We start from the raw sequence: 23,509 nt of genomic DNA, 5'->3' as shown, positions 1-23,509 counted from the left end.
AGACCATTTAAGCTATAATGTTGGGCTTTGCTTTTTACAAAAATCGCTTGTTCAGTGTCGTAAAAAATAAAATAAAATGCTTAAAATCAATAGATTAATTAATTAGGGGATGTTTACATGGCGAGCCGTTCTGAGTTAGTAAGTTGGCAAGCACTAGAAAATAGTGCACAAAAGATGACACACACACATCTGAAAACTTTATTTGCACAAGACGATTCTCGTTTTTCTCAATTCTCTACTCAAATCCCAGGTGTGTTGTTTGATTACTCAAAACAACGCATAGATGAAAACGTATTTGGTCAATTAATTTCATTAGCGAAAGAATGCGATATTGAAGCATGGCGTGAGAAAATGTTTACCGGTGAAAAAATTAATATCACCGAAGACCGTGCGGTTTTACATACTGCGCTTAGAAATCGCGCTCATACACCGCTTATTGTTGACGGCGAAAATATTACAGAAGCGGTCGATAGCGAACTTGCCAAAATTAAGACCTTTGTTGAAAAAGTGCGAAGTGGTCAATGGCTAGGTTACACCGGAAAAGCGGTAAAAGATGTGGTTAGCATTGGTGTTGGTGGTTCAAACTTAGGGCCGCAAACGGCAACTGAAGCACTTAAAGCAGTGGTTGATAAGCCATTGAACGTTCACTATGTTTCAAACGCAGATGGCGTACAAATTGCGTCAGTATTAGATAAAGTAGATCCTGAAACCACGTTATTTGTAATTTCGTCAAAGACATTTACTACCTCAGAAACCATGACTAACTCAAAAACAGCGGTTGATTGGTTTTTAGACAGTGCAAAGGATGACAGCGCTATAGCAAAGCATTTTGTTGCAGTAAGCACTAATTTAGAAAAAACTGCTGCATTTGGTATAAGTGACGAAAACGTATTTACCATGTGGGATTGGGTTGGCGGTCGTTTTTCACTTTGGAGTGCCATTGGTTTACCTATTGCACTTTATGCTGGGTTTGAAGCATTTGAGGCCATTTTAGAGGGAGCGTTTGAAGTTGATGAGCACTTTAAATCGGCGCCGCTAGAACAGAATATTCCTTTAATTATGGCGCTACTCAGTGTTTGGAATACCAGCTTTTTAGGGTTTGATTCGCAAGCTATTTTGCCATACGACCAAGCCCTGCATATGTTGCCAGCATATTTGCAACAAGGTGAAATGGAAAGTAATGGTAAACATGTAACCTTTGATGGACAGACAGTGCCATACACTACCGTGCCAATCATTTGGGGTATGACAGGGATAAACGGTCAGCATGCGTTTTATCAATGTTTGCACCAAGGCAATGTAATTGTCCCTGCGGACTTTATTGGCTCTGTAAAGCCTCAGGTTAACGTAGATAAGCATCACGATATTTTATTATCGAACTTTTTTGCACAAACCGAAGCACTAATGAACGGGGTCGATGCACAGCAGATAACGGCTGATTTAACAGCCAAAGGCAAAACGCCTGCACAAATTGAAATGCTGCTAAAGCATAAAATTCACCAAGGAAACCGCCCAACAACGTCTATATTATTAGACACGATTGATGCAAAAGCGGTCGGTCGATTAATTGCACTGTATGAGCACAAGATTTTTTGTCACGGTATTATTTTACAAATATGCTCATTTGATCAGTGGGGCGTAGAACTTGGTAAAGGCTTAGCATCTAAAATTGAAGCTGAATTAACCGATGATAACGTGGTGAATGAGCACGACAGCTCAACACAAGGCTTAATGGCGTACTACAAACAATACCGTACGCAGTAACATATTCACTTATTACATAATAAGTAACCAAATACCTTTGAACGGGTAGCGCTGGAGTCCTAGGGCCTGTATTTTTGTGAGAGGAATTACAGTGTCCCTAGACCCATTTTAATCGCGCATATACGAACAACATTAGTAGGCTTTGTGCTGAGGCCTACATTATCCAGATAATAAACCGCTATAACTGATTACCAATACGGTAGTGGCAGGTAGCATAAACGTAGAGAGTAACTATGCTTAATCCTTTTGATATTATAATTTTTGGGGGCGGTGGTGATCTTGCGTTACGCAAATTACTTCCTGCAATGTATCGAGCATATCAAGAAGGTAACTTACCACAAGGCTCACGTATTTTGCCTACCGTGCGCGAACAAAGTAAATGCGATGAATACATCGATACAGCACACAAAGCTTTACAAGAATTTTTAAGCGAAGGCGAATATAACGCAAAAGATTGGAAATCGTTCTCAGACTTTTTAGTACCCGTAGTGAGCAATGTCACCGAAGCGGATGATAACTGGGATGTACTGAAAAAAATTCTAGATGAAGATGATAGCGATAAATCACGAGTATTTTACTTATCTCTTCCACCTGCTGTTTATGGCACCTGTTGTGAAATATTATCAACGAAAAAACTAATTACTGCGAACTCGCGTGTTGTAGTAGAAAAACCAATTGGTTACTGCGGTGAGTCAGCAGAAGTAATTAATGCGAAAATTGCACAGTATTTTAACGAAGAACAAATTTTCCGTATTGACCACTACTTAGGTAAAGAAACGGTTCAAAACTTAATGGCTCTGCGTTTTTCAAATTCATTATTTGAGAACATGTGGGATGCTAAATCGATTGATAATATTCAAATTAGCTTGTCAGAAACAGTAGGACTTGAAAGCCGTGCTGGTTTTTATGACAAAGCGGGTGCCTTGCGTGACATGGTGCAAAACCACTTGTTACAACTACTTTGTTTAGTGGCTATGGAGTCACCGCATAAGTTAAACGCTAACAGCATCCGTAATGAAAAATTAAAAGTATTAGAAGCATTACGTCCACTTGAAGATACAGATGTTGATAATAATATTATTCGTGGTCAGTACGTACCCGGTGATTTAAACGGTAAAATAGTCCCAGGTTACCTTGAAGAGCTAAACGAAGGGGCGAGTAAAACCGAAACTTTCGTTGCTATTCGTGCGCATATTGATAACTGGCGTTGGGCGGGCGTTCCTTTTTATCTGCGAACCGGTAAACGCATGGCGAAGCGCTGCGCTGAAATTGTAGTGCAATATAAAAAAGTATCACATAACGTTTATGAAGACAGCGTAGGCAATATTGAACCAAACCGTTTGATTATTCGCTTACAGCCACAAGAAAGCATTCAGTTAACGCTGATGTCAAAGCGTCTTGATAACTTAGATATGCAACTTGAACCTGTAACGATGAATATTGAATTGTCACAAGCGTATAGTAACGGTTTCCATTCAGATGCTTATAAACGTTTAATGCTTGATGCAGCCGCTAATAATCCTTCGTTATTTATTCACCGCGACGAAGTACGCCAAGCTTGGAAGTGGATTGATCCAATTATTGAACGTTGGCAAGAGAAGGGTAAACCTTCATTGTACCGAGCGGGTAGTTGGGGTCCTGAAGACGCTGATGATTTATTAGCAGAGAATAACCATGTTTGGTTTAACACCGGTGATAAGGCATAAGTAATGGCAAAAATAGTAGAAAAGTTTTTTGACGATAAAGCCGCTTTAACTGATGAATTATCTCAGTCATTAGAGCAGGCCTTACGTAATGGGATTGAAGCTGATGGCCGTGCAGTGCTAATGGTTTCAGGCGGATCTTCACCTGAACCTGCGTACAAGCATTTATCAACCCTTGATTTAAACTGGGCTCATGTTGATGTTGCTATGGTTGATGAACGTTGGGTTGAGGCAAGTCACGAAAAGAGTAATGAAGCATTCATTAAGCGTACTTTGCTACAAAACCATGGTGCAGCCGCTAATTTTATTAGCATGAAAAATGCAGCAGCCACTGCAGAGCAAGGTGTTGATTCGTGTGAAGCGCAGTTTCAAGCATTAAAGCGCCCGTTTGATGTCACTATTTTAGGGATGGGCCCTGATGGACATACTGCTTCGTTATTTCCACATGCTCAAGGGCTGGAAAACGGCTTAGATTCAAACCAACTTGTGTGTGCCATTAACGCAATTGAGAGTGATGTAACAGGTAGTATTACCGAACGAATGAGCTTAACGCTGAATGCAATTTTACAGTCTAAAGTAGTTAAATTACTTATTAGTGGCGATGAAAAGCTGGCTGTTTATAAGCAAGCTTTAGCGGGTGGTAATGTTAATGATATGCCGTTACGTGCAGTTCTAAATCACCCTGAGATCAACATTGAAGTGTATTGGGCACCTTAATTTAGTCTAAACTAGGTGCTTTAAAACCATGTTGTATTGATGGTTTAATGAAAGGTCAGTTGCTTTTGCTACTGGCCTTTTTTATTGCGACATGTTTTTGTCATTAATCAATTAATAACAAAGTGCTGTAAACATTTGAAGTTTAAATATTTCCCTTAAGCTAAGTACCTTTTTAATGCTCTTATATTTTTAAAAGTCACTAACTAAACTTATATTTATCAATAAAAACAGTAGGTTAATTTTGGTTCGGCGCGGAGTTATATAACCCATTAATCTTATCTGCTATTCGCAATCTCTCTTATTTTAAATACATTAAGTATAAACATGTCATTATTTACATACCTAGTATAGAGAGTAATTCTTGGGCGAACTCTGCTTTTTTATGAAATAATTAATCAATTTAAAATCAATGACTTAATAATAATTAAGTTAAATTTCATACAAAAAGAGCGGAAAAATGTAGCAAAATTGTAATTTAGCATGTATGGTTTGTTACTACTATGACAGCGCTGTCATGGCGGTTAGGCAAAATGATAAACAAAACCAATAAAATGATTCGAGGGGAATCCTGTGTTAGCTAAAAATTTTAAAAAAAGCTTATTAGCAGTAAATATCGGCTTAGTTGTGGGAGCTGGGTTTACTGGTGCTGCATTCGCAGCCGATGAAGTTAAAGTTCAAAATGATGTTGAGGTTATTGAAGTACGCGGTATTCGTGGCTCTTTAGAAGCATCATTAAATACTAAGCGCTTTTCAGATTCTGTGGTAGACGCGTTATCATCTGAAGATGTCGGTAAGTTTCCTGACAGCGATGTAGGCGAAGCATTAGGTCGTATTTCTGGTGTTGCTGTAAATAGAGCATTTGGCCAAGGTCAACAAGTATCTATCCGCGGTGCATCAGCGCAACTAACTCGTACATTACTAAATGGCCATTCTGTGGCTTCAACTGGCTGGTACGATCAACAAAACATTGATCGTAGTTTTAACTATACATTATTGCCGCCTGAGATGGTTGGTAGTATCGAAGTATACAAATCATCACAAGCAGATATTGTTGAAGGTGGCATTGGTGGTACGGTTATCGTTAATACGCGCAAACCATTAGATTTAGATTCAAATACAGTATTTGCAAGCATTAAAGGTGATTACGGTTCAATATCAGAAGAGATTGATCCAGAGATTTCTGGCCTTTATAGCTGGAAAAATGATGATGAAACCTTTGGTGCGCTTGTGTCAGCAGCATTCTCAGAAACTAATTATCAGCGTAACGGTATTGAATCGCTAGTTGGTTGGGGTGACATTGTTCCTTCAACATTCCAACAAGAGCGAGAGCGTACAGCTATTAATGCAACATTCCAATACAGACCCAGTGATGAGTTAGAAATTGGTTTAAATATCATGAGTCTAGATTTGTCGGCAGATAATGCAAATACGTCGTTATTTGTTATGTTTCCAGATGACAAAGATGCAGCGTGTGAGCAAGTCAATGTAGATGGTACATGTACTTTTTATCGTCGTTCTGGTAACGGTGCCAACCCTGGTTGGGCTCAAACTTGGGCTCGTGCGGGTTCAATGACGTCAGAAACTGTTGATTTAGACTTTAAGTATGTAGGCGAAAGTTTTGAGGTTGAAGGCCGAATTGGTAACACGCAATCAGATGGCGGTACAGATTTAACAGCTAACTATGGTTTTTGGTTAGGTACTGCAGCAGATTACGCGGGTACCTATGATGCAACTGGCGATGAAATAAAAATTGATGTTGCGAATAAATCTTTCACACCCGATGACTTTCAAGGTGAATTATCATCTGCGGGCTGGGCACTCAAAAAGCAGCCAAATACGGATGAAGAAACCTATGCACAGCTTGATTTTACTTTCCCTGTAGATTTTGGTGCTATCACATCAATTAAAACCGGCTTTCGTTGGGCTGATCATGAAGTAAAACAAGAAACGTATACGGCAAACTTAGTTGACTCTATTTCAGCTTATGATGCCTCACGATATTATTCGGGTACAGTGACATCAGGTGCTGGTTACGTGTTACCAGAGCCTAATTTAGGACAAATGATCAGTGATGGCTATGCAGCAATTACAAGCTTCGATAACACCTCAATTGCATACAAGTCTGGTTACGGTACGATCCAAGAAGAAAATATTTCTTTGTACGCGATGGCTAATTTCTCAGCAGAGGGCATTCGTGGTAACTTCGGTATTCGCTATGTGTCAACCGATGCGGAGTCTGATTACTATGCCCTAGACGCTACGGGTAGTTATGGCAATGGTTTAAGCACAGAGAAAGCAGATTATAATGAAGTGTTACCAAGTGTAAATGTTGCATTTGATTTAACCGAAGACGTTATTTTACGTTTCTCTGCGGCGCAAGTTATTTCGCGTGCTAACTACACTGACATGTTTGCTGCATCATCACTATCAGGTTACGAAGATGGCACTGTAGGAAATGAAGTTATTTCTACCGGTAATATCGGCCTTGAACCATTTAAAGCAACACAGTCAGACTTAGGTGTTGAATACTACTTTGATGGCGACGGCATGGTAAGTGCGACTTACTTTATTAAGAATATTTCATCATTTACCAAAGTTGATCAAATCCTTAATCAAAGTATTGGGATCGTTGACCCTGATTCAGGTGTAGATAACTGGACAGTGGCTACCAAAGGCACAGGTTCAGGTGGTGAAATTCAAGGTATTGAACTTCAAATCCAAGATGGTTTTGATAGTGGCTTTGGTTATCAAGCAAATTATACGTGGGTTGACTCAGAAGCACCTGCAGAAAACTTCCCAGACCGTATCGAGTTATTTTCAGATTCATCTGAACATACAGTGAATTTGGTAGGTTACTATGAAGCTGATAACTACAGTGTTCGTTTAGCGTATAACTGGCGTTCAGAGTATATGGTTCGTGAAGCACCTTATTTCTACGGTAACCGTGAACACCAAGACTACGGTACACTTGATTTAACTGCAAACTACGCTGTAACTGACTACTTAGACCTAACGTTTGAAGCTGTTAATATAACAGAAGAAGATAGTATTCAGGTAGGTACAGCAACAGGTGATGCAGAAGTTAAACCTGAGCTTCGTAATGGCTATCCAGCGTGGAGTTTTGAAGGTGAAGCACGCTATAGAGTGGGTATTGCTCTTCGTTTCTAACTCGGTTTAGATGACAAAATGAAAGCCCAGTTAATACTGGGCTTTTTTATGAGCTAATCAATAAAGTGGTTTAACTATGATAAGAAAAATAGCAATTGTTGGTGGGGGGACAGCCGGTTGGTTAGCAGCCAATCATTTAGGTCACTCATTATTAGAAACAAATACTGAAATTACATTGATAGAGTCTCCGACAATTCCCACCATTGGGGTAGGAGAGGGAACGGTGCCTTCAATTCGTAATTCGCTTCAAAAGTTTGGTATTCGTGAAACTGATTTTATTCGTGAGTGTGATGTAACCTTTAAGCAATCTATTAAATTTGTAAATTGGTTAGATAAAACGAAGCATGGTGAAAATTACTATCATCATTTATTCGATAATCCACATATATTTGGCGAAGAAATGACTCAACAATGGCTAGCTGGTGAATCACAAAACCGTTATGCCAATGCGGTGTCTAAGCAAGAAATTTGCTGTGAAGAAAAATATGCGCCAAAAACAATATCTACTCCAGAGTATGTCGGAATTAATGGTTACGCCTATCATTTTGATGCTAAAAAATTTGCTGCGTTTTTAATGAAGCATGCCCAAGATGCGTTTGCTATTAAGCATTTATATGCTGACATTATAGATATTGCCATTGACGATGATGGCTTTATTAGTCACTTAATAGATAGCAATAATAAACATCTAGCTTATGACTTTATTATTGATTGTTCCGGATTTAGCGCTGCCATTATTGGTGAAAAATTAAATGTTGATTTTATAGAACGCTCTGATGAATTACTTACAGACACAGCACTTACATTGCAAGTACCCACCTCATTAGATGATGAAATCCTTCCTTATACTATTGCCACAGCGCACCAAGCTGGCTGGATATGGGATATAGCACTTACCAAACGTCGTGGTGTTGGTTTTGTTTATTCGTCTAAACACATGGATGAAGAGCAAGCGGTAAAAAAGTTACATCATTATCTTGGTAATAAATTTACCGATTTACAGCCACGTAAAATTCCTATGAAGATAGGACGTAGAGAATTATTTTGGCATAAAAATTGTGTTGCTATTGGTTTATCTCAGGGTTTTGTAGAGCCTCTTGAGGCGACAGCTATTTTGATAACCGATTTCTCAGCAGGTTTATTATCAAAGCGTTTTCCTCGGTATAAGGCAGATATAGAGTATATAGCACCTGACTTTAATAAGCATGTCGCGCATGTCTGGGAAAGTACCTTTGATTTTATTAAAATGCATTATTGTATTTCAGATAGAAGTGACTCTTTGTTTTGGCAGGATAATCGCAAGGCGTCAGGGGTTTCAAGTAAGCTTACAAGTAATTTAGCGCGATGGAAAAGCTTTGCGCCATTGCGAGAAGACTTCAGCAGTAAGTTTGATTTATTTGATTTAGAAAATTATCTTTACGTGCTTTATGGTATGAATTTTTTACCTCGCAAAAAAGCTGTGACTGAGCAAGTGACAGCCCTAGCTGATAAGCAATGTACTTTTAAAAACAAACGGATAAAACAGTTATTAGCAGAATTGCCAAAACACAGAGAGCTTATTAATAAAATACATCAGTTCGGCTTACAAAAAAATTAAAATTGATGCGCCATTAAAAACTAACATTTAGATTATTGGGCTGTTGTCTAGGGTCTGTTGATCTTTCAAGGTTAAATTTACAGCAGTCTGTTTGGTATTTAGGCAAGGCAGAGCCTATGTGTTGTGGTTATTCCCCATAAATAGGCGATAACGCAGCATCAATGCCAAACAGGCGCTGCCCGAAGGGTTCTGCCTAGGGGCGATTTACTCTTTGTTGCCTACATGGATGTAGGTAAGGGGCGTGAGCAGGACGCGGAAGCTTTGCTCGGCTTTTACTTATTCTTACATGGATGTAAGCCAGTAGAATAACGCAGGAGCAGTTATCGAGCCCACTAGGTTACAAACCTCGCGCCGCGATTAAATCGTCCCTAGTTTGAACAAATTTTAATCCGCAAAGGTCAACAGACCCTAGTCAATTCTAAAAAAAGAAGAGATTGATAAACGGCCATTTTTTATATCGCCTGTGAATTCATAGTCATTATCTAAGTTAGCACAATGAAGTAAATTGCTTTTATATAACACCACGCGGTTTTGCTTTGCTTTAATATTAATGACTTGCTCGAATAAGGCGGTATTACTGTTTAAATACCCTTGATGTTCTGATTCATTATTTTTGGTTTGTTCTATTACATCGCTAAAAAGGTGTTGGTTTCGTGGCGTTATTTTAATTAGGTTTTCAGGAATATAGCGATAAATTGATGTGCCGTTAGACTCTTTACCAGCTATATAATGCACTGCTGCAAAGGTATTATCATCGGTCGAATCTATATGAGGTATACGTTGTAATAACTTAAGCTCACAGGCTTTTTGGGTAACTAATGATAATTTGCAACGATGAACATAGAGTGCTTTATGCTCGCGGTTAAAAACACCTCGTGCTTGAAGAGATAGTAATAGCTGCCTAAAAGCACGGTAATAAGGTTCAGGCATTACATCACGCTTACCGGGAAATAAAGTACCATCGCTGCCAACGGGCTCTAAATACGCTACATGCGCAGCAAAATTAACCACAGGTTCAATACTTTTTAGAAAATTATCGATGATGATCACATCTTCGTTTTCAGTTTCAAGATGAACTATTTCAACCCTAAAATCGGGGTTTAACTCGTAGTGTTCCATTTTAATTCAACTGATATTAATCGCAACATTGTTGAATATACTAACAAAAGTCCATAATTATGAAACAAAAAACAACACTCAGCAGAGTGTTTTTTACACTACATATTGTACAAATAATTACCTTCTTTATTTGTTAATTAATAACGTACAAAATGACACAAAATTTTCACTTCCTTTTTGTCACCAAAACCATTAGCCTTAGGCCACTAACAGTAATAAATCAAATTTATAAAATAACGGAGCAGTAACATGGCGGAGCAACAAGTACAGCCTTTACACAACGAAAAACATGCCAACACTAAAATTAAAAATGGCATCAACATCGAATTTATGAAAACTCAACACTTAGTGCCAGTGGTTGCACATGAGTTTGCGCGTATCGCCAATGAATTCCCAATGTCTTTTGTTAAAAATAACGAAACAGGTACTTTTCAAGCGGTTGCAATGTTTGGCCTAGAGCCAGGCGAAAATTTATTTATTGATGGCGACAAATGGACAGCATCATTTGCGCCTATGGCAACAACGCGTTACCCATTAGGTTTAGTAAAGCACCCAGAGCAAGATCAATTTGGTATCGTAATTGACGAAGCGAGCTCATTAGTTGGTGAAGAAGAGGGTAATGCATTATTCGAAAACGGTGAAGAAACTGATTACCTTAAGCGTCGTAAAGAAGCGTTAGTATCGTTCATTGAGTTTTCTCAAGTAACCGATGCGTTCACTAAATTCCTTGCTGATAAAGAACTACTGGTAGCACAAACGCTAACAGTTGATATTAAAGGTGAGAAAAAAGACATCAACGGTATTTACCTTATCGATGAGAAGAAACTAAATGAGCTAAGCGATGCAGACTTTCTTGAGCTTCGTAAGCGCGGTTATTTAGCACCAATCTATTCTTTCTTAACGTCTACACACCAAGTAGCACGTTTAGCACGTTTAAAAGCGCAACAAGCGTAACTTTAAACGAAATTAAAAAAGCGCCTTAGGGCGCTTTTTTTGTGCCATTAAACTCAGTTCACTTGAAAAACTCTTCATAACCATTCACATTGGTTTTAATCCTGTATTTATAAAAGAACACACAATGAAAAAATCACTATTATTAGGGCTCATTGCAACAAGTTTGATGGGGTTGAGCACGCAGGCATTGAGTGAAAACACAAATACGCCGTTTGCCATTGCGATTCATGGCGGTGCAGGCACGATTGAAAAAAGTAAATTTACGGCAGATCAAGAGCAAGCTTATCGCAATAAATTAGCAGAAGCTGTTGAGGCCGGATATAAGGTACTTGAACAAGGCGGAGAAAGCCTTGATGCAGTGACTACTGCCATTGAAGTACTTGAACAATCGCCTTATTTTAATGCCGGGCGTGGTGCGGTATATACCTATGATGGTAGTCACGAATTAGATGCCTCTATAATGGATGGTCGCAATCGTCAAGCAGGCGCTGTGTCAGGTATTAAACATATCGAAAGTCCAATTAAACTTGCCCGGTTAGTAATGGAAAAATCAGTGCATGTGATGTTAAGTGGTCAAGGTGCAGAAGAGTTTGCCAAAGAGCAAGGCGTGAGCCTAGTAGAGAACAATATATTTGATACTGAGCATCGTTATGAGGCTTTATTAAAAGCCAAAAAGAAACTCGAGGCGAGCAAAAATACCAGTAAAGATTATCAGGCAGCGCATAAAGCGTTACCAGTAAATTATAAAGTGGGCACAGTCGGAGCGGTGGCACTGGATAAACAAGGTAATTTAGCGGCGGGCACGTCAACCGGCGGAATGACCGCAAAACGTTTTGGTCGTATTGGCGATGCACCGGTTATTGGCGCAGGCACTTTTGCTGAAAATGCCTCATGTGCGGTTTCGGCAACTGGGCACGGCGAATATTTTATTCGTTATAATGTGGCAAGTGATATTTGTGCGCGAGTAAAGTACCAAGGTAAAACCATAGACCAAGCAGGTAATGAAGTAATAAACGAGGTGCTTAAACCGATAGGGGGCACAGGCGGTGTTATTATTATTGATACAAAAGGCAGTATTAGTCTGCCGTTTAATACTTCAGGCATGTATCGTGCGAGTAAATCGAATACGCAAGCAACCTACGTAGGTATTTTTAGTGACGAATAAACACTATTAGTTAGTGGCTGGTGGTTTATATAATAATCCGCTGATTGTTATATTCTTTACAGGATTAACCCCAGCCATTTAATTTGCTACAATCGGGGCTCTTTGACTAATTTTTATAAGGTATGCAGGTGGTAAACCTAGGTCAGTTGTTTGGCGAGCTAAAAACGTGCTTAAAAAAAGATCAATTCAGTTTTAAAAAACGTCTTCACGGCGTTAAAAAAATCACCGACGAGGCAAAGCTTACCAGTGCGCTTGAAAAAATTGCGACTGATATCAGTCGTAGTCAAACGCTGCGAGAGCAGCGCTTAGCTGGGCTACCTAAAGTTACTTACCCTGAGCAGTTACCGGTTAGTCAAAAAAAAGACACCATTAAAGAGGCCATTGCTAATAATCAAGTGGTGATCATTGCTGGTGAAACTGGCTCAGGCAAAACCACACAAATACCTAAAATGTGTTTAGAGCTAGGCCGAGGCGTTGAGGGCTACATTGGCCATACACAACCAAGGCGTTTAGCAGCACGCAGTGTTGCCAACCGTATCGCAGAAGAAATGCAATGCGAGCTTGGCCAGCAGGTCGGTTTTAAAATTCGTTTTAGCGATCAGGTATCTAATAACAGTTACATCAAACTGATGACCGACGGTATTTTATTAGCTGAAATACAACAAGACCGATTTTTAAATCAATACGACACTATTATTATTGATGAAGCGCATGAACGTAGCTTAAACATTGATTTTATTTTAGGTTATCTTAAAAATTTACTCCCTAAGCGCCCCGATTTAAAAGTTATTATTACCTCAGCAACTATCGACCCTGAGCGCTTTTCTAAGCATTTTGATGATGCACCTATTATTGAAGTATCAGGAAGAACGTTTCCAGTTGATGTACGCTATAACCCAATTAGTGATATTCAAAAAGAAGATATGGAAGCCGAAGGCGACCAACTTCAGGGGATTTTTGATGCGGTAGATGAACTTTGCGCCGAAGGTCCTGGCGATATACTGATCTTTTTGAATGGTGAGCGAGAAATACGCGATACCGCTGATGCACTAAGCAAGCGTAATTTAAAACACACTGATGTATTACCTTTGTATTCAAGGCTATCGAACGCTGAGCAAAACCGCATTTTTGCGCCGCATTCGCGCCGCCATATTATACTCTCTACCAACGTCGCTGAAACATCGCTAACAGTACCTGGTATTCGTTATGTTATTGACCCGGGTACAGCGCGAATTAGTCGTTATAGTTATCGCACAAAAGTGCAACGTTTACCTATAGAGCCTATTTCGCAAGCCAGTGCTAATCAGCGAATGGGGCGTTGTGGACGTGTTGAAGCGGGTATTTGTATTCGTTTATATTCAGAAGATGACTTTTTATCGCGTCCTGAATTTACTGACCCTGAAATATTACGTACTAATTTAGCATCAGTTATTTTGCAAATGTTAGCCCTTGGGCTGGGTGATATGGCGCAATTTCCTTTTGTGCAAGCTCCAGATAGCCGAAATATTAATGATGGTTTAACATTGCTTGAAGAGCTACAAGCAGTAAAAGCGGCTAAGCGTCATCAAAAAACCAGCCTAACACAATCTGGGCGGGAGCTAAGTCGTTTGCCGGTTGACCCGCGTTTAGCAAAAATGGTGTTAACTGCGCATAAACTGGGTGCATTGCGTGAGGTGATAGTTATTGTTGCCGCGCTCTCAATTCAAGATCCCCGCGAGCGACCACAAGAAAAACGCCAAGCCGCAAATGAAAAACATGGTCGCTTTGACGATCCTGATTCTGACTTTATCGCCTTTTTAAACCTGTGGAATTATTTAGAAGAGCAGCAAAGTGAGCTGACTAACAGCCAGTTTAGAAAGTTATGTCAAAAAGACTTTTTAGCCTATATGCGTATTCGTGAATGGCAAGATATCGTTTATCAAATCAGCACTGTGTGCAATGAAATGAAAATGAAAGCCACCACTAATGTTGCAGACAGCGAGCTTATTCACAAAGCACTTTTAAGTGGCATGCTCAGTCACATCGGTTTTAAAGACGAAAAGCAGCTATATAAAGGTGCGCGTAATAGCCAATTTCATATTTTCCCAGGCTCAGGATTATTTAAAAAGAGTCCAAAATGGATGATGTCGGCTGAGTTGGTGGAAACCAGTAAACTCTATGCTCGTATTAATGCCAAAATTGATGTGAACTGGGTAGAACCATTCGCTCAGCATTTAGTAAAACGCAGCTACACAGAGCCTCATTGGGAGAAAAAACCCGGTGCGGTCATTGCCTTTGAGCAACAAACTTTGTATGGCTTATTAATTGTTAATAAGCGCCGCTGTGTTTACAGCAATATTGACCCAAAAGTAAGCCGTGAGTTATTTATTCGCACAGCGCTGGTTGAACAAGAGCTGGGGCTCAATGAAGGATTTTTACAATATAACCGCGAATTAATTGAAGATATTCAAGTGCTCGAGAACAAATCTCGTAGGCGCGATATTTTAGTTGATGAACAAACCTTATTTGAGTTTTACGAGAAAAAAATACCGAACGATATTAATAATCGTGCTGCGTTTATTAAGTGGTATAAAACACAAAAACAGCAAGACAAACACTACCTGCACATGACGCGAGAAGAGCTCATGCAGCATGGTGCAAGTAGCATTACTGAATTTGATTATCCAGATACATGGCAACAAGATAACTTAATGCTGCCGCTTACTTATCATTTTGATCCAGGCCAAGCAGTTGATGGTGTTGCTGTACAAATACCGGTTGCGCTATTAAACCAAGTTCAAGAAAGTGGTTTTGATTGGCATATACCGGCATTTCGTCATGAGCTAATTTGTGGGTTAATCAAGTCATTGCCAAAGTCACTTCGCCGTAACTTTGTCCCTGCGCCTAATTATGCCGACGCGGTTTTAGCGGCCATAGAGCCTCTACAAGGCTCGTTAATCGACTCACTAAGTAATCGGTTATTGCGCATGACTGGCGTGCGAGTCGACCCTGAGGCGTGGGATTTAACAGCCCTTGCTCCTCATTTAAGATTGCAGTTTGAAGTACGTGATGAAAACGACCAACTTCTTGCCCGTGGGCTCGATTTAGCTAAGCTTAAAGCGCAGCTTCAAGGCAAAGTGACAGACACCTTATCTAAAGTGGCCGACAAAGGCATAGAAAAAACCGATTTAATCCAGTGGGATTTTGGTGAGTTACCAACATCGTATGTGAAAAAGCAAGGTCAATACGAAATTAAAGCCTACCCAGCACTAGTGGATAAAAAATCAACGGCCGCAGTAGAGCTATTCGATAACGAAATAAAAGCGCAATTAGCGCACCAGCAAGGTTTACGTCGTTTAGTACTTTTAAACGTGCCATCACCAATTAAATACCTGCAGCAAAACCTACCAAACAAAGCTAAATTAGGATTGTACTTTAATCCTTTTGGTAAAATTGCCGATTTAATTGATGACTGCATTGCATCAGGCGTTGACAGCCTATTAGTTAAATATGGTGACATTCGTACAAGTGAGGCATTTGAAACGGTTAAAGAGCATATTCGCGGCGAGTTAGGCGATACCGTTGTGGCCATTGCTACACAGGTTGAGCAAGTGCTGAGTATTGCGCATGCACTGCATAAAAAAATGAAAGGGCGTGTAGATTTAACCATGATCACCGCTCATGGGGATATTAAGTCTCAGCTAGAATCACTTATTTTTAAAGGCTTTGTCAGTCAACATGGGGCAGACAAACTCGGCGATTTAATTCGTTATTTAAAAGCGATTCAAAAACGCCTAGAAAAACTACCTGTTGACCCAAATCGTGATAGATTATGTGTGTTAGAGCTTGAAAAAGTAGCGCAAGAATATAAAAAACTAACGAATAAAACACCTAAAGGAATGCCATTGCCTACTGATGTTGAGGCTATTTTTTGGATGCAGCAAGAATTACGCGTATCCTTATTCGCACAAACCTTAGGTACGCCTTATCCAATTTCAGCAAAACGTGTGTTAAATGCGATAAAAGAAATTGAATAATCTCTTTATTCTCTATTAAGCTAAGTAAGTTAACAGAGGGACTAACTTGAGAAGGAAATGACATACCTATGTCCTCATTAATAAAACACAAAGCGCGACAGTTGTTAGTGGTTGATGATGAGTATTTCAATTTTGAAATACTCAAAGCAGGGTTAGCATCAATATTTGATTTGAGCTATGCTGACTCAGGTAAAAGTTGTTTAGCATCTGCGATTGCAAATCCGCCCGATATTATTTTGCTTGATGTGTGTATGCCAGGACTCGATGGTTATGATACGTGTCGCATACTTAAACACACGCCAGAGACAAAAAACATTCCGGTGGTTATGATATCTGGACTTGAGTCGGAGCTTGAACAACAAGCTGGCTTTGACGCAGGGTGTGATGCTTACGTTGTAAAACCTTTTTCTATCGCTGTACTACGAGAAAAAATTAATAATATTGTGTAGAGGGAATTATGTTTACTGAAGATAAGCGAAACTATAGACGTATGCAGGTTAACACGCCAGCGAAGTTAACCTCAATAGAGCCTGTTGCTGGGCTCAGTTACACTGGCACCTGCCTTGATTTAAGTGCAACGGGTCTTTCATTACAACTCGATGATTTGTTAGAGCTTAACTCAATTTTATCGGTTGATATTGCATCAACACATCCGAGCATTGCACCGTTAAAAGCCACCGTTAAGGTAATACGTGCCAGCACAGAAGAGGATGGCACGATAACCGCAGGGCTTGAAATTGTAGAGTTTAACTAACTACTTAATTAGTTTTTAGTAAACCTTACAAATAAGCCCTTTAAGGTAAAAACCTTCAGGATAGCTGCCTGCAATAGGGTGGTCAGCTGCTTGATTTAAGCGCTCCATGATCAGTAAATCCTTACCTGCATCAAGGGCTGCATCTGCGACTACTTTTTGAAACAAGTTTTGTTCCATTAAACCAGAGCATGAGAATGTTAGCAAAGTGCCGCCGGGCTTTAAAATTTGCATCGCAATCATATTGATGTCCTTGTAACCGCGACACGCCCCAGTTAACTGCGCCTTGTTATCGGCAAATTTAGGCGGGTCCATAACGATCGTATCAAACATCACCCCGTCTTCACGGTATTGGCGTAATAATTTAAAGACATCTTGTTTTACAAAGTCGACTTTATTTAAATCAAGGTTGTTATGCTCAACATTGCGCTTCGCTGTATCAAGTGCTGGTTGTGAAACATCAACATTGGTTACATGTTTACAGCCACCGCGCAGGGCATAAAGAGAAAACGTTCCCGTATAACTAAAGCAATTTAATACGGTTTTATCTTTTGAAAAACGCTCCAGTGCAGCACGGCTATCTCGTTGATCTAAATAAAAACCAGTTTTATGGCCTTCTAGAATATCAACTTCAATTTTTAAACCATTTTCTTCAATTATGACAGGTGCAGTGGGTTCACTCCCCCAAAGTACGCCCTTAATAGGCTCTAGCCCTTCTTTGGTTCGAACATCTACATCTGAGCGCTCATAAATAGTAGAGCCTGGGAAAATAGCCATTAAAGCACCAACAATCTCACCTTTATGACGTTCTGCGCCTGCGCTTAGTAATTGACACACAATTACATTATCAAACTTATCTATGGTAATACCGGGTAAGTAGTCTGATTCTGCTGCACATAACCTAAAGCCGGTAAGTCCACCTTCTTCAATTGCATGGCTGCGAGCTTCTAAAGCACGGCGAAGACGACGCTCAAAAAAATGTTGATCAATCACTTCTTTTTCGTCAAAGCTCCAAACACGAGCACGTATTTGTGAATGAGGACTGTAAGCTGCGGTGGCTAAAAATTTACCCTCACTGTCGTGTATGGTTACCGTGTCACCTAATCCAGGTTTACCTTTAATTTTTTTGATGGCTTTAGAAAATAACCAAGGGTGTTTTCTTTTTAATGATTTATCGCGACCAGCTTGCAGGTAAACGGCAGATGACATAAGGCTTCTCTGTAGTAATAAATAAGCGCTGTATTTTAGTCAAGGCTCGCGCAACATACAATGAATGTTTTGCAAGGGGCTTATAAATCGCGGTAAAGTAGCCATTATTAACTCGTTTAAATAGATTTTTGGAAATTCGGTGGACAATTCAGCTCTTAGCCCCTCATTACAGCAACTTAATCAGCAATGCAGAGACTTTATTACATCCTTAGTACATGCGGATGTTGCCCATGATATTACCCATATTGAACGGGTAGTGCGTGTTGCTGTGCAGCTATGTATAGCAGAGCAGGCTGATATGGCGATTGTATTGCCTGCAGCTTGGTTGCATGATTGTGTTGCAGTGGCTAAAAATCACCCAGATAGAGCAAGGGCATCAACAATGGCCGCGGATAAAGCGATTAACTTTTTAGCGTCTATTGGCTATGATGACGCGCTATTTGATGATATTCACCATGCCATTGCCGCACATAGTTTTAGCGCCAATATTGCTATTAAAACGGTTGAAGCACAGATTGTACAAGATGCTGACAGAATGGATGCCTTGGGTGCTATTGGCGTAAGCCGTTGTATGAAAGTAGGCGGCTCTATTAGTCGATTATTATACAACCCCGATGATCCATTTTGTTTAAACCGAGAAGCTGACGATAAAAAGTACACCCTAGATCATTTTTTTATTAAATTACTGCATATTGCCCAGAGTATGAATACTCCTTCTGCAAAAGCCGAAGCACAAAGACGCACTGCATACATGCACGACTTTTTAGCTCAGCTTAAGTCTGAAATTGGTGAACAACGCGATGACACCTAAACTTTCGGGAATTGATCATTGTCATTTAAATGTTCAAAGCCTCAACCAAGCTATTGAGTGGTATGAAAAGGTGCTTGGTTTTACCGTAGTAGAGGAGTTAGCCTTTTGGAATGAAGAGGGAAAAGGTCCTTTAACACTTGAAGATGAAAGCGCTACTACACGATTGGCTTTATTTGAAGGCGATGGGCGTAGTAAAGGAATCGCTTTTGCTGCAACTGGGGAGCAATTTGTTATTTGGCTTAAGCATCTTAAGCAGCATCAAGTGAAAACCATATTGGCTGATCATGGCGTGACTTTTTCTATGTATTTTAAAGACAATAGTGGTAATAGCCATGAAATCACTTCTCATGATTATAATGTCATAAAAGTGCAACTCGAGAGCTAGCGGCTTTGTTTAGTAAAACTTCAACAGTTAAAATAGCCAAGGGTAGATTTATGATCCATCGTTTAGCCTATTTAGTATCGAGCAATATTAAAACGATACCTACTAACTGGTTTTTTCTCCTACGAATTAACTTATTAAGCTAATAGAGAAAGTTTTATTTTATAATAACTTATAGGCACTTTAGATTGTTAGATTATACGTTAAGAAGAAGCCGTCGGCGAAAAACAGTGGCTATTAAAGTCGCACAACGAGAACTTACTGTGTATGCGCCCCATTTTGTAACGAAAACACAAATTAACGAATGGCTGTTGAGTAAACAGGGCTGGATTGATGCTCAGTTACATAAGCAACAAATTCAAGCCGATACACGACAGTTTCCACTTAAAACCAATAGCATTAAATTATTTAATGAAGCTGTTAATGTGCAATTTGAAAACGCAGCACGCACTCAATGGCAGCAGCACAATGAAAGCCAAACACTGTTACTGAGTCTTTCTTCACGTGTGAAGCATCGAACGCAAATGTATCAAAGTTTGCTAGAGCAGTTTTTGCATGAGAAATTAGAAAGCTATATTGAAATGCGAGTTAACTACTATTGTCAGCTGATGGGTGAAAAGCTACCGAGTAATATTCGTATTCAATTGTATAAGCGTCGCTGGGGCAGTTGTAACCGCAGGCGTGAGCTTACCTTTAATTTACACCTTGCAAGCGCACCCACCTGGGTAATTGACTACGTGATTGTGCATGAGTTAGCGCATTTAAAGTATTTAAATCACAGTGCACAATTTTGGCATCGTGTAGGTTTATTTTATTCAGAATACAAAAAAGCAAGCGCTTGGTTAAATAAGCATGGGATGAGTTTACAATGGGTTTTTGAATAATTAGAACATAAAACGAGGTAGTAAAGAGAAGTGGTGGAGGGAGCTGGATTCGAACCAGCGAAGGCTGAGCCGTCAGATTTACAGTCTGATCCCTTTGGCCGCTCGGGAACCCCTCCACACTAATTTTTATTGCATTTGGCCCCACTTAACTTAGCCTAAGAAAAGTGGTGGAGGGAGCTGGATTCGAACCAGCGAAGGCTGAGCCGTCAGATTTACAGTCTGATCCCTTTGGCCGCTCGGGAACCCCTCCAATGCAACGCGGCAGATAATAGCAAACTTCTTATTTAAGTAAAGAAAAAAGCTAAAGAAAATTCAAATTTAGCCGATAAATACTTATTAATTAGTTAAATAGGCTAAAGTCTATGCAGATTGGTGATTTGTTAATCACAGAGAGTCAATTAAAAACACGACTCAATAAAAGTGTGCATGAAAGCCGTCGGGGTGAATTTGCTCTTTTATTAGCAATGCTATCTCATGATGCGCTCGATTTTAGTGAGTTTCACTTACCTAAAAGTGATGCAAGTGGTTATCAAGCTGATGAAGAGACCTTGCGTAAACACTTAGGTGCGGGCCCAAAGCAGCCATTGGCGCCTGAGAGTTTTAATATGTTAATTGGCAAAAATAACACGGAACTTTTAGCAAAAATGGGAAGCGCCGAAGGGATGAGTGAGATAAAGTTAACTCAGTGCTTAAAACCTGAGCCATTTAATATTCGTGATGATAAAAACCACATTCCACTTAACGTAATTGATAACTGTGAATTAGCGGTACGTCGACGAATTCAAAATACCAACACCGAGCTATCAAACCCTCAAATGGATGCGGTGGCATTTTATGATGATTTACAAAATGATGCCCTCCACCAGCCATTACATTTGTTTAGTGCCTAATTGAATTTTATTAAATGCTATTTTTTAGGCGCCATTGGATTGTAATAAACCGTGTTTATATTAGTGGTTTTATAGGTGCTTTATGTTAATAACAGATTTAATATAAAAAAAGCATCCAAAATTTAAATGCAATTGCTATAATGGCGCAAATGGTATGACATTAAATGCCATTATCATTAAACCAAGGTAATTAGGAACGTAATGAAGAAAACATTCACGCTGAATCATGAGAAAATCAAATACCCTCGTATGGTTGATGCTGCAAAGCATGAAGTGAAAAAATATTTGAAAAGAGAACGTAATAAAACTTTACCTGTTGATGCCGACTACTGGGCATTCGATTGTAAGTTTGGTAACACGGCTGAAGAAGCCCAAGTTGTTCACGTTGCTGAAATTAACAATCACATCAGTGAAATTGAAAAGCAAGGTTTAACCTCTTTCTACTTAGAGATTTTAGCAAGACCTGCACAGCGTCAAGACTTCGATGAAGATGATGACGAATAAAGCGCTAAGTTGCGTTTAGTGTAGTTTTTGAAAATGGGCCAAGTGGCCCATTTTTTGTGGTTGTTACTTATACACTATGACACTTTTTATACTTTTTATTACTGCCGCAAGGACAAGTATCATTGCGTTTCACTTTGATATCAGCAACCGGTGTGATCTCACCATCAAGGTATCGCCACTGTTCATCTTCTTTAATAAATCTTGAATGCTCAGCCAGCTCGCAATACAAGTCTTGGTAAAAGTAATGGGCTTTAAACTTTACAAACCCTGTTTCATCATTATAACCAGAATCTAATACGGTTAAGTTTATAAAGCGGCAACTAGTTGCAAAGTCCTTAATTTCTGATAGTGAGTTTTCAGCTTGCTTTTCTTTTGCGTAACTTTCACGAACAAAAGCCGCTTTTTTAACCGCATATGCACTGTAGCGAGCACGCATAAGTTGCTCAGGTGTTTGTGGCTGTTTGGTTTTTAAATGAAAAGGTTCACAGCAATCAGCATAAAGTTGCTGACTGCCACAAAAACATAGTAGGGCGTTAGAGGTCATAATAAATGTACTGTGTATTAAAACGCTAGTTTACCAAGCTTATTGCGTTAGTGAAATCTCAGCTTGAGCGCTTTTTTTGCTAAAGCAATACAGCTTAGTGCGTGTATGGCTCAGGTTTAATGATAACTGTGATAGTTGCTGATTATTTATTATGTCGGTCCAGGTGATCACCGCTGCAAAATTTCCATTGTGAAGTGCAGAACTTAAAACATACTCTATATTAACTAAATGTTTTTGGCGTATAACTAATAATTTACTGGTATCAATTGAACATGAATCAAGTAACGCTTTACTAGGTACATGGTCTGGCGCAATTAAAAGTGTCCATGCATTTAAGCTATTGTATTGGTGTAATACTTTTAATAATTCAAACGTCGCTGAAATCTCATCTTCAATTTGTACAACGTTAACACAATCAGATTGGTCATCTTGTTGGTAGCTCTTAACTGTTCTTACGGTAATAGGCTGTAACATAATCGTCTCACTCACTGGGTTTTTATACAGTACATGTATACAGTAGTTTATACAGTTGTTTGGTGCAAGTGTTTTTTGCTATTTTTTTGTACAGTTATTCAGCTGAGCACGATAATGAAACTATTTAAAAATAAATAGTTCATATATAACAATAGATTATAATTTTTGGGGATGAATACTTTTGACGGTAGCTTTTTAATCTATAACTAAATAAATCTTGAAATGCATGAGGTATACAGTAGTTTAAAAAATTAAGCGTTGTTGCATTTAACTTATAAAACGCTTAATTAATTTACAGATGGAATGAGTTACTAGGTAGTAAAACTATTTTTCGTGACTTATAGGGATCAAATGTGAAAATTGTAACTGATGAATTTGTTCATATAAGCTGGCGGCATAACACTGGGCGTCTTTAAGTCGTTTGGTACTAATGTGTTTGCGTATATCGCTCATTGCCTCTATTGCTGGCTCATATCCTTGGCTACTAGCTAAGCTGAGCCACGCAGCCCCATGAAATACACTTTGTGGCACACCTTGGCCTTTAATGAAAAATAGCCCTAAGTAAAACTGTGCACGATAGTTTCCTGCCATTGCTGCTAAACGCATCCATTTTGCGGCTAAGGCGCCTTGTTCATTTTTAAGGTAATAAAGAGCTTTATTTAATGTGTCTTGATCGGTGTTTTTAGAGCTCGCAGGGGGATTTGCATCGCTTGGTTGCGTTACAAAAGAAAGAATGTTGTCTAATTGTTGCTCTAAGTCTTGGCCACTTGGTGTCGTTTTGATCATGCTACTTCGTTTGTTATTTTAATCACTTAGCTAGTTTAGTATATAGCAAGGTAAAATGTCCTGTAAAAAGT

Annotated in this window: 20 protein-coding genes and 2 tRNA genes; 15 read left to right on the top strand and 7 right to left on the bottom strand. The window is 39.3% G+C overall.

What is annotated here, in order from left to right; translation table 11 throughout:
• Positions 1-117: 117 nt before the first annotated feature.
• From pgi to FLM47_RS09485, 5 genes are all read left to right on the top strand, one after another.
• Positions 118-1,764, top strand: a complete 1,647-nt coding sequence (gene pgi, locus FLM47_RS09505; RefSeq protein ID WP_178956256.1) for a glucose-6-phosphate isomerase — start codon at positions 118-120, stop codon at positions 1,762-1,764.
• A 233-nt stretch (positions 1,765-1,997) separates the two neighbouring features.
• Complete coding sequence (gene zwf / locus FLM47_RS09500) at positions 1,998-3,470, top strand: glucose-6-phosphate dehydrogenase (protein WP_178956255.1); 1,473 nt, start codon at positions 1,998-2,000, stop codon at positions 3,468-3,470.
• A 3-nt stretch (positions 3,471-3,473) separates the two neighbouring features.
• Positions 3,474-4,184: a 6-phosphogluconolactonase gene (gene pgl / locus FLM47_RS09495; RefSeq protein ID WP_178956254.1), complete on the top strand. Its 711-nt coding sequence runs from the start codon at positions 3,474-3,476 to the stop codon at positions 4,182-4,184.
• A 570-nt stretch (positions 4,185-4,754) separates the two neighbouring features.
• Entirely contained in the window at positions 4,755-7,352 is a 2,598-nt protein-coding gene (locus FLM47_RS09490) for a TonB-dependent receptor (RefSeq protein WP_178956253.1), read from the top strand.
• A 76-nt stretch (positions 7,353-7,428) separates the two neighbouring features.
• On the top strand, positions 7,429-8,949 hold the full coding sequence (locus FLM47_RS09485) for a tryptophan halogenase family protein (protein WP_178956252.1): 1,521 nt from the start codon (positions 7,429-7,431) through the stop codon (positions 8,947-8,949).
• 408 nt (positions 8,950-9,357) lie between these two features.
• On the opposite strand, the gene FLM47_RS09480 is transcribed toward FLM47_RS09485, so the two are convergent.
• On the bottom strand, positions 9,358-10,068 hold the full coding sequence (locus tag FLM47_RS09480) for a DUF6445 family protein (protein ID WP_178956251.1): 711 nt from the start codon (positions 10,066-10,068) through the stop codon (positions 9,358-9,360).
• Positions 10,069-10,317: 249 nt separating this feature from the next.
• Between FLM47_RS09480 and FLM47_RS09475 the strand changes: the two genes are divergently transcribed.
• The 5 genes from FLM47_RS09475 (at position 10,318) to FLM47_RS09455 (ending at position 16,957) form a co-directional block, all read left to right on the top strand.
• Positions 10,318-11,022 carry a SapC family protein gene (locus FLM47_RS09475; RefSeq protein ID WP_010388497.1) on the top strand — a complete coding sequence of 235 codons (705 nt, stop codon included), beginning with the start codon at positions 10,318-10,320 and terminating at the stop codon, positions 11,020-11,022.
• A 124-nt stretch (positions 11,023-11,146) separates the two neighbouring features.
• On the top strand, positions 11,147-12,187 hold the full coding sequence (locus FLM47_RS09470; protein WP_109874473.1) for an isoaspartyl peptidase/L-asparaginase family protein: 1,041 nt from the start codon (positions 11,147-11,149) through the stop codon (positions 12,185-12,187).
• Between the two features lie 128 nt (positions 12,188-12,315).
• Positions 12,316-16,203 carry an ATP-dependent RNA helicase HrpA gene (gene hrpA / locus FLM47_RS09465; protein ID WP_178956250.1) on the top strand — a complete coding sequence of 1,296 codons (3,888 nt, stop codon included), beginning with the start codon at positions 12,316-12,318 and terminating at the stop codon, positions 16,201-16,203.
• Positions 16,204-16,271: 68 nt separating this feature from the next.
• The gene (locus tag FLM47_RS09460) at positions 16,272-16,652 is read left to right on the top strand and encodes a two-component system response regulator (RefSeq protein WP_178956249.1); all 381 of its coding nucleotides are present in this window, start codon (positions 16,272-16,274) and stop codon (positions 16,650-16,652) included.
• An 8-nt stretch (positions 16,653-16,660) separates the two neighbouring features.
• Positions 16,661-16,957, top strand: coding sequence for a PilZ domain-containing protein (locus FLM47_RS09455; protein ID WP_010388503.1), 297 nt, complete (start codon positions 16,661-16,663; stop codon positions 16,955-16,957).
• A gap of 15 nt (positions 16,958-16,972) precedes the next feature.
• On the opposite strand, the gene FLM47_RS09450 is transcribed toward FLM47_RS09455, so the two are convergent.
• A complete protein-coding gene (locus FLM47_RS09450) occupies positions 16,973-18,163 on the bottom strand; it encodes a class I SAM-dependent methyltransferase (RefSeq protein WP_024601131.1) in 1,191 nt (396 codons plus the stop codon).
• 139 nt (positions 18,164-18,302) lie between these two features.
• On the opposite strand from FLM47_RS09450, the gene FLM47_RS09445 reads away from it, so the two are divergent.
• The 3 genes from FLM47_RS09445 (at position 18,303) to FLM47_RS09435 (ending at position 20,240) form a co-directional block, all read left to right on the top strand.
• The gene (locus FLM47_RS09445) at positions 18,303-18,974 is read left to right on the top strand and encodes an HD domain-containing protein (RefSeq protein WP_010388506.1); all 672 of its coding nucleotides are present in this window, start codon (positions 18,303-18,305) and stop codon (positions 18,972-18,974) included.
• A complete protein-coding gene (locus FLM47_RS09440) occupies positions 18,964-19,359 on the top strand; it encodes a VOC family protein (protein ID WP_178956248.1) in 396 nt (131 codons plus the stop codon). Before FLM47_RS09445 ends, FLM47_RS09440 begins: the two co-directional genes overlap by 11 nt.
• Positions 19,360-19,544: 185 nt before the next feature.
• A complete protein-coding gene (locus tag FLM47_RS09435; protein ID WP_178956247.1) occupies positions 19,545-20,240 on the top strand; it encodes a M48 family metallopeptidase in 696 nt (231 codons plus the stop codon).
• 31 nt (positions 20,241-20,271) lie between these two features.
• Here FLM47_RS09435 and FLM47_RS09430 read toward each other — a convergent pair.
• Both FLM47_RS09430 and FLM47_RS09425 read right to left on the bottom strand, forming a co-directional pair.
• A tRNA-Tyr gene (locus tag FLM47_RS09430) sits at positions 20,272-20,356 on the bottom strand.
• A 49-nt stretch (positions 20,357-20,405) separates the two neighbouring features.
• A tRNA-Tyr gene (locus tag FLM47_RS09425) sits at positions 20,406-20,490 on the bottom strand.
• A 112-nt stretch (positions 20,491-20,602) separates the two neighbouring features.
• On the opposite strand from FLM47_RS09425, the gene FLM47_RS09420 reads away from it, so the two are divergent.
• Positions 20,603-21,130: a VC2046/SO_2500 family protein gene (locus FLM47_RS09420; RefSeq protein WP_178956246.1), complete on the top strand. Its 528-nt coding sequence runs from the start codon at positions 20,603-20,605 to the stop codon at positions 21,128-21,130.
• A 201-nt stretch (positions 21,131-21,331) separates the two neighbouring features.
• Entirely contained in the window at positions 21,332-21,634 is a 303-nt protein-coding gene (locus FLM47_RS09415; RefSeq protein ID WP_010388513.1) for a DUF6172 family protein, read from the top strand.
• 67 nt (positions 21,635-21,701) lie between these two features.
• On the opposite strand, the gene FLM47_RS09410 is transcribed toward FLM47_RS09415, so the two are convergent.
• From FLM47_RS09410 to FLM47_RS09400, 3 genes are all read right to left on the bottom strand, one after another.
• Positions 21,702-22,178: a YchJ family protein gene (locus FLM47_RS09410; RefSeq protein WP_178956245.1), complete on the bottom strand. Its 477-nt coding sequence runs from the start codon at positions 22,176-22,178 to the stop codon at positions 21,702-21,704.
• A gap of 39 nt (positions 22,179-22,217) precedes the next feature.
• Complete coding sequence (locus tag FLM47_RS09405; RefSeq protein ID WP_010388516.1) at positions 22,218-22,652, bottom strand: SulA-like leucine-rich domain-containing protein; 435 nt, start codon at positions 22,650-22,652, stop codon at positions 22,218-22,220.
• A 324-nt stretch (positions 22,653-22,976) separates the two neighbouring features.
• The gene (locus tag FLM47_RS09400; protein ID WP_010388519.1) at positions 22,977-23,438 is read right to left on the bottom strand and encodes a tetratricopeptide repeat protein; all 462 of its coding nucleotides are present in this window, start codon (positions 23,436-23,438) and stop codon (positions 22,977-22,979) included.
• Positions 23,439-23,509 lie beyond the last annotated feature (71 nt).

It is taken from the genome of Pseudoalteromonas sp. Scap06 (genome assembly GCF_013394165.1).
Lineage (GTDB): Bacteria > Pseudomonadota > Gammaproteobacteria > Enterobacterales > Alteromonadaceae > Pseudoalteromonas.
The sequence above is the reverse complement of the archived record's forward strand: the minus strand, read 5'-3'. Positions and strand labels throughout refer to the sequence as shown.

Bases quoted from the DNA above. Each gene is read 5' to 3' on its own strand.
- pgi (WP_178956256.1), top strand. From the start codon at position 118: ATGGCGAGCCGTTCTGAGTTAGTAAGTTGGCAAGCACTAGAAAATAGT.
- zwf (WP_178956255.1), top strand. From the start codon at position 1,998: ATGCTTAATCCTTTTGATATTATAATTTTTGGGGGCGGTGGTGATCTT.
- pgl (WP_178956254.1), top strand. From the start codon at position 3,474: ATGGCAAAAATAGTAGAAAAGTTTTTTGACGATAAAGCCGCTTTAACT.
- FLM47_RS09485 (WP_178956252.1), top strand. From the start codon at position 7,429: ATGATAAGAAAAATAGCAATTGTTGGTGGGGGGACAGCCGGTTGGTTA.
- FLM47_RS09480 (WP_178956251.1), bottom strand. From the start codon at position 10,068: ATGGAACACTACGAGTTAAACCCCGATTTTAGGGTTGAAATAGTTCAT.
- FLM47_RS09475 (WP_010388497.1), top strand. From the start codon at position 10,318: ATGGCGGAGCAACAAGTACAGCCTTTACACAACGAAAAACATGCCAAC.
- FLM47_RS09470 (WP_109874473.1), top strand. From the start codon at position 11,147: ATGAAAAAATCACTATTATTAGGGCTCATTGCAACAAGTTTGATGGGG.
- FLM47_RS09460 (WP_178956249.1), top strand. From the start codon at position 16,272: ATGTCCTCATTAATAAAACACAAAGCGCGACAGTTGTTAGTGGTTGAT.
- FLM47_RS09455 (WP_010388503.1), top strand. From the start codon at position 16,661: ATGTTTACTGAAGATAAGCGAAACTATAGACGTATGCAGGTTAACACG.
- FLM47_RS09450 (WP_024601131.1), bottom strand. From the start codon at position 18,163: ATGTCATCTGCCGTTTACCTGCAAGCTGGTCGCGATAAATCATTAAAA.
- FLM47_RS09440 (WP_178956248.1), top strand. From the start codon at position 18,964: ATGACACCTAAACTTTCGGGAATTGATCATTGTCATTTAAATGTTCAA.
- FLM47_RS09420 (WP_178956246.1), top strand. From the start codon at position 20,603: ATGCAGATTGGTGATTTGTTAATCACAGAGAGTCAATTAAAAACACGA.
- FLM47_RS09415 (WP_010388513.1), top strand. From the start codon at position 21,332: ATGAAGAAAACATTCACGCTGAATCATGAGAAAATCAAATACCCTCGT.
- FLM47_RS09410 (WP_178956245.1), bottom strand. From the start codon at position 22,178: ATGACCTCTAACGCCCTACTATGTTTTTGTGGCAGTCAGCAACTTTAT.
- FLM47_RS09405 (WP_010388516.1), bottom strand. From the start codon at position 22,652: ATGTTACAGCCTATTACCGTAAGAACAGTTAAGAGCTACCAACAAGAT.
- FLM47_RS09400 (WP_010388519.1), bottom strand. From the start codon at position 23,438: ATGATCAAAACGACACCAAGTGGCCAAGACTTAGAGCAACAATTAGAC.